3 protein-coding genes and 2 pseudogenes are annotated in these 5,245 nt (G+C 70.7%); all 5 read right to left on the reverse strand.

The features are described from left to right. Nucleotides 1-363 (reverse strand): thiamine pyrophosphate-dependent enzyme (locus ADK52_RS06600; RefSeq protein ID WP_234343486.1); only part of this gene is annotated, 363 nt, incomplete at its 3' end. After that, nucleotides 356-2,163, reverse strand: a pseudogene (locus ADK52_RS06605) (2-oxoacid:acceptor oxidoreductase subunit alpha). The pseudogene ADK52_RS06605 and the gene ADK52_RS06600, both read right to left, overlap by 8 nt. A gap of 280 nt (nt 2,164-2,443) precedes the next feature. Then, nucleotides 2,444-3,103, reverse strand: coding sequence for a response regulator transcription factor (locus tag ADK52_RS06610; protein ID WP_030161942.1), 660 nt, complete (start codon nt 3,101-3,103; stop codon nt 2,444-2,446). A gap of 260 nt (nt 3,104-3,363) precedes the next feature. Continuing rightward, complete coding sequence (locus ADK52_RS06615; RefSeq protein WP_053688834.1) at nt 3,364-4,647, reverse strand: sensor histidine kinase; 1,284 nt, start codon at nt 4,645-4,647, stop codon at nt 3,364-3,366. A gap of 264 nt (nt 4,648-4,911) precedes the next feature. Then, nucleotides 4,912-5,245, reverse strand: a pseudogene (locus ADK52_RS06620) (sensor histidine kinase); the annotation flags it as partial.

Here is a 5,245-nt window from a genome sequence, read left to right on the forward strand (position 1 = left end):
GTGGTTTCCGCCGATGGACAGCGCGTCGCCGTCCCCGGTGACCACCCACACCGACAGGTCACGGCGCGAGGTGGCCAGCCCGGTGGCGATGGCCGGGGCGCGGCCGTGGATCGAGTGCATCCCGTACGTGTTCATGTAGTACGGGAAACGCGAGGAACAGCCGATCCCGGAGACGAAGACGATGTTCTCCTTCGCCAGTCCGAGCTCGGGCATGAAGCCCTGGACGGCTGCCAGTACCGCGTAGTCACCGCACCCGGGACACCAGCGGACCTCCTGGTCCGACTTGAAGTCCTTCATGGACTGCTTCGCCTCGGCCTTCGGCACGAGGGAGAGCAGATGGGGGGCGTCGGTCACCTCAGTCATTGATGGCCTCCTCGAGAACCTTCGCGAGCTGCTCGGCCTTGAACGGCATTCCGTTGACCTGGGTGTACGACTGAGCGTCGACCAGGTACTTCGCCCGGATCAGGGTCGCGAGCTGCCCGAGGTTCATCTCCGGCACCACTACCTTGTCGTAACGCCCCAGGGCCTCCCCGAGATTCCTCGGGAACGGGTTGAGGTGGCGCAGGTGGGCCTGTGCGACGGGGGTGCCGGCGTTGCGCAGGCGGCGGACGGCCGCCGTGATGGGGCCGTAGGTGGAGCCCCAGCCCAGGACCAGGGTCCGGGCGCCGTCGGGGTCGTCGACCTCCAGGTCGGGGACCTGAATCCCGTCGATCTTGGCCTGGCGGGTGCGGACCATGAAGTCGTGGTTGGCCGGGTCGTACGAGATGTTGCCCGTGCCGTCCTGCTTCTCGATGCCGCCGACGGCCAGAAGACCTCGGTGCCGTCCGCGAGCTGCTGGTTGGGTGCGGCGGCGAACTGAACCTTCAGGTCCGGCAGGTCGGCGACGTCCGGGATCCGCCAGGGCTCGGAGCCGTTCGCCAGGTACCCGTCGGACAGCAGGAAGACCGGGGTCCGGTACGTCAGCGCGATCCGCGCCGCGTCGAGGGCGGCGTCGAAGCAGTCCGCCGGGGTCCGGGGCGCCACGATCGGCACCGGGGCCTCGCCGTTGCGCCCGTACATCGCCTGGAGCAGGTCAGCCTGCTCCGTCTTGGTCGGCAGACCCGTCGACGGGCCGCCGCGCTGGATGTCCACGATCAGCAGCGGCAGCTCCAGCGAGACCGCGAGCCCGATCGTCTCGGACTTGAGCGCGACTCCGGGCCCGGAGGTGGTGGTCACCCCGAGGGCGCCGCCGAAGGCCGCGCCGAGCGCCGCGCCGATGCCGGCGATCTCGTCCTCGGCCTGGAAGGTCCGCACGCCGAAGTTCTTGTGCTTGCTCAGCTCGTGCAGGATGTCCGAGGCGGGGGTGATCGGGTAAGAGCCCAGGTAGAGCGGCAGATCGGCCTGCCGGCTCGCCGTGATCAGCCCGTACGACAGGGCCAGGTTCCCGGAGATGTTCCGGTACGTGCCCGTCGGGAAGGCCCGGGTCGCCGGGGCCACCTCGTACGAGACCGCGAAGTCCTCGGTCGTCTCGCCGAAGTTCCAGCCGGCCCGGAACGCGGCCACGTTCGCCTCGGCGATGTCCGGCTTCTTCGCGAACTTCTGCCGCAGGAAGTCCTCCGTGCCCGCGGTGGGCCGGTGGTACATCCAGCTCAGCAGCCCCAGCGCGAACATGTTCTTGCTGCGCTCGGCCTCTTTGCGGGAGAGCCCGAAGTCCTTCAGCGCCTCGACGGTGAGCGTCGTCAGGGGCACCTGGTGGATGTTGTAGGCGCCCAGCGAACCGTCTTCCAGCGGCGAGGTCTCGTAGCCCACCTTCGCCATCGGGCGCTTGGTGAATTCATCGGTGTTGATGATGATCTCGGCGCCGCGCGGTACGTCCGCGATGTTCGCCTTCAGCGCCGCCGGATTCATCGCGACCAGTACGTTCGGGGCGTCGCCCGGCGTCAGGATGTCGTGATCGGCGAAATGCAGCTGGAATGACGACACACCCGGCAGGGTGCCGGCGGGGGCACGGATCTCGGCCGGGAAGTTCGGCAGCGTGGAGAGGTCGTTCCCGAAGGAAGCCGTCTCCGAGGTGAGGCGGCGCACTTCCTTGCCGCCCGGGGCCGGGGGCGTCCGTTGTTCGCCGACTACGGCCCCTTCGGCCCCGTCGGCCTGTTCGGCTGGACTACTGACCTGGCTGGTCACTGAACTGGACCTCCTTCGAGGCGTGGCGTTCCCGTTCCCAAGGTCAACCCTACGTCGGTAGGAGTGGCCTTCCCGGGGGACGCTCGTATTCTGGACCGTCGTCCGCGGCGGTCTGTCGAGAGAATCCCGTGGGGTTGAGCGGGTCCACGGGATTCCGAGAGATTCCGAGATTTCGTGCCGTGCAGAAATAGTGCGAGTCCCCAGCGGCCGGATGCGGTAACGCCGCACCTGACAGGGTGTCAGTTGATCAAGGCTTTGATCAATGCCCCGGGTCTTCGGATCAAGACCGCAGGTAGGTGAGAACGGCCAGAACCCGCCGGTGGTCCCCGTCGCTCGGTGACAGCCCGAGCTTCATGAAGATGTTGCTGACGTGCTTCTCCACCGCTCCGTCGCTGACCACGAGCTGCTTGGCCACGGCCGAATTGGTGCGCCCCTCGGCCATCAGGCCCAGCACCTCGCGCTCGCGCGGGGTCAGCCCCGCCAGCACGTCCTGCTTCCGGCTGCGGCCGAGCAGCTGGGCGACCACCTCCGGGTCCAGGGCGGTCCCGCCCCGGGCCACGCGTACGACGGCGTCCAGGAATTCCCGCACGTCGGCCACCCGGTCCTTGAGCAGATACCCCACCCCGGTACTGGAACCGGCCAGCAGTTCGGTGGCGTACTGCTCCTCCACGTACTGCGACAGCACGAGCACGCCTATCCCGGGATGCTCGCGCCGCAGCCGTACGGCCGCCCGTACGCCCTCGTCGGTGTGCGTCGGCGGCATCCGTACGTCGGCCACCACCACGTCCGGCAGCGCATCCTCGGCGGCCAGCTCCGCCACCGTCTTGATCAGGGCTTCCGCGTCCCCGACGCCGGCCACGACGTCATGCCCCCGGTCGGTCAGCAACCGGGTCAGGCCCTCACGCAGCAGCACCGAATCCTCGGCGATGACCACCCGCACCCTGTCTTCCACGTCCAGCAGCTCCCGAGTCCACGTCGTCCGATGTACCTGACGCAGCCAAGCATCCCAGCCCGGGGGCCGGATCGAGGCGAGTCGGGATCATCGAACGGGGCGGGCGCGGGAGCCGGGAACGCGGCGACCGGACGGAAACGCGGGAAGCGAACGCCGGAAGGGGACGCCGGAGGGGAACGCCGGAGGGGAACGCCGGAGGGGAGCGCCGGAACGGGAGCACCGGAGGGGGAGCGCCGGAAGGGGAGCGGTTACCGGGAACGCCAGGGGAGCTCGGCGGTGACGGTGGTGCCGCCGCCGGCCGGGGAGTCCACGACCAGTACCCCGTCCACGGCGTCCAGCCGCTCGGTGAGACCGGCCAGCCCGGTGCCGGCGCCCTCGCTGCGCGCGCCGCCGCGCCCGTCGTCCGCGACCTGGATCAGCAGCCGGTCCCCGGACCTCCACACGTCCACGCTCGCGGTACGGGCCCCGGAGTGCTTGCTGATGTTCTGGAGCAGCTCCGAGACGGTGAAGTACGCGATCCCCTCGACGGCGGAGGCCGGCCGGTCCGGCAGGTCCGCGGACACCCGCACCGGCACCGTGCAGCGGGAGGCCACCGAGGACAGCGCCGCGTCCAGACCGCGGTCGGTCAGCACCGCCGGGTGGATCCCGCGGGCCAGGTCGCGCAGCTCCTGGAGCGCGACCTTCACCTCTCCGTGCGCCTCGTCCACCATCCGGGCGGCCGCCTGCGGGTCCTCGGCGAGCTTCTCCTTCGCCAGTCCGAGGTCCATGGCCAGCGCCACCAGGCGGGCCTGCGCCCCGTCGTGCAGATCGCGCTCGATGCGGCGCAGGTCGGCGGCGGCGGTGTCCACGACGACCCCGCGGTCGGACTCCAGCTCCGTGACCCGGTGGTCGAGGCGCGAGGGCCCGAGCAGCCCGGCGATGAGGACGCGGTCGACGGTGGTCAGGGCCCGCACCACCCAGGGCGTGGCCAGGGTGAAGGCCAGCCCGACCAGGAAGGCGAGGGCGATCTCGGCGGGGGAGTCGAGGTAGAAGGTGTAGTCGTCGTTCTGGAAGAGCTGGAGCCCGGGCCAGTCGGTGTAGGCCGGGAAGACCCAGAACCAGACCGGGTACAGCAGGAAGGCCCAGCCGTACGCCCAGAACACCAGTGCCAGGGTGAAGGCGAAGATCGCCCAGGGGAGGTGGATCACGGAGTACAGCGCGTGCCGCCAGGCGCTGCCGCTCTTGAGCAGGGCCCCCATGGCGGCGAGCGGCCCGGGCTTCCCGGCCCGGATGGGCGCCGGCTCGGCGATGTCGACCCCGAGCATGGCCCGCGCCCGGCCCCGCTCGACCCGCCCGAACCCGCGGCACATGGCGAGCACCCCGGCGAGGACCGGGACCCCGAGGAAGGTGACGAGCAGCCCGGCGCCGAGGCTGACGCCGGTGATCGCGAGCGAGAAGTACAGCAGGCTCAGCGGCAGCCCGAGCACCAGGTACCCGAACTCCCGCCAGGTCCGTCCCTCAAGGGGAGCACGCAACGCACGGCCGAAACCCATAATCCAACCCGCCCTCTCGACACTTCCCGTGACCACACCCCCACCCTCCCGCCCGGGAGGCCCCCGAAACCATCGGGCGGGTAGGCGTCCCCATGGTGGGGATAACCCCACCACCCCCCGATCCAGCAGCACTCGACCCGGAAACGACACCGGGACCCGGAAACGACACCGGGACCCGGAAAGCACCACCAGGACCCGGAAACACCATCGGGACCCCCGCCACCCCGGACGGGAGTCCCGATCAGCAGACCGCGGTCGGCGGGATCAGCCGCGCCCGCGCCACGGCAGCTCCGCCGTCACCACCGTCCCCCGCCCCTCGGGGGAGTCGACGACGAACACCCCCTCCACCGCCCGCAGCCGCTCGGCCAGCCCCGCCAGCCCCGAACCGCCCGTCACGTCGGCCCCCCCCCGCCCCTCATCCGAAACCCGGGTCAGCAACCGCCCCGAAGCGGTCCCGGAGGTCCCCCGGCCCTCCCCGCTCGCCCCCCGCCCCCCCGCCTGCTTGCTCACGTTCTGCAGCAGCTCCGAGACCGTGAAGTACGCGATCCCCTCGATCGCGGCCGCGGGCCGTTCCTCCAGATCCACCCCCACCTTCACC

The sequence above is a fragment of the Streptomyces sp. WM6372 genome, assembly GCF_001279655.1.
Classification (GTDB): domain Bacteria; phylum Actinomycetota; class Actinomycetes; order Streptomycetales; family Streptomycetaceae; genus Streptomyces.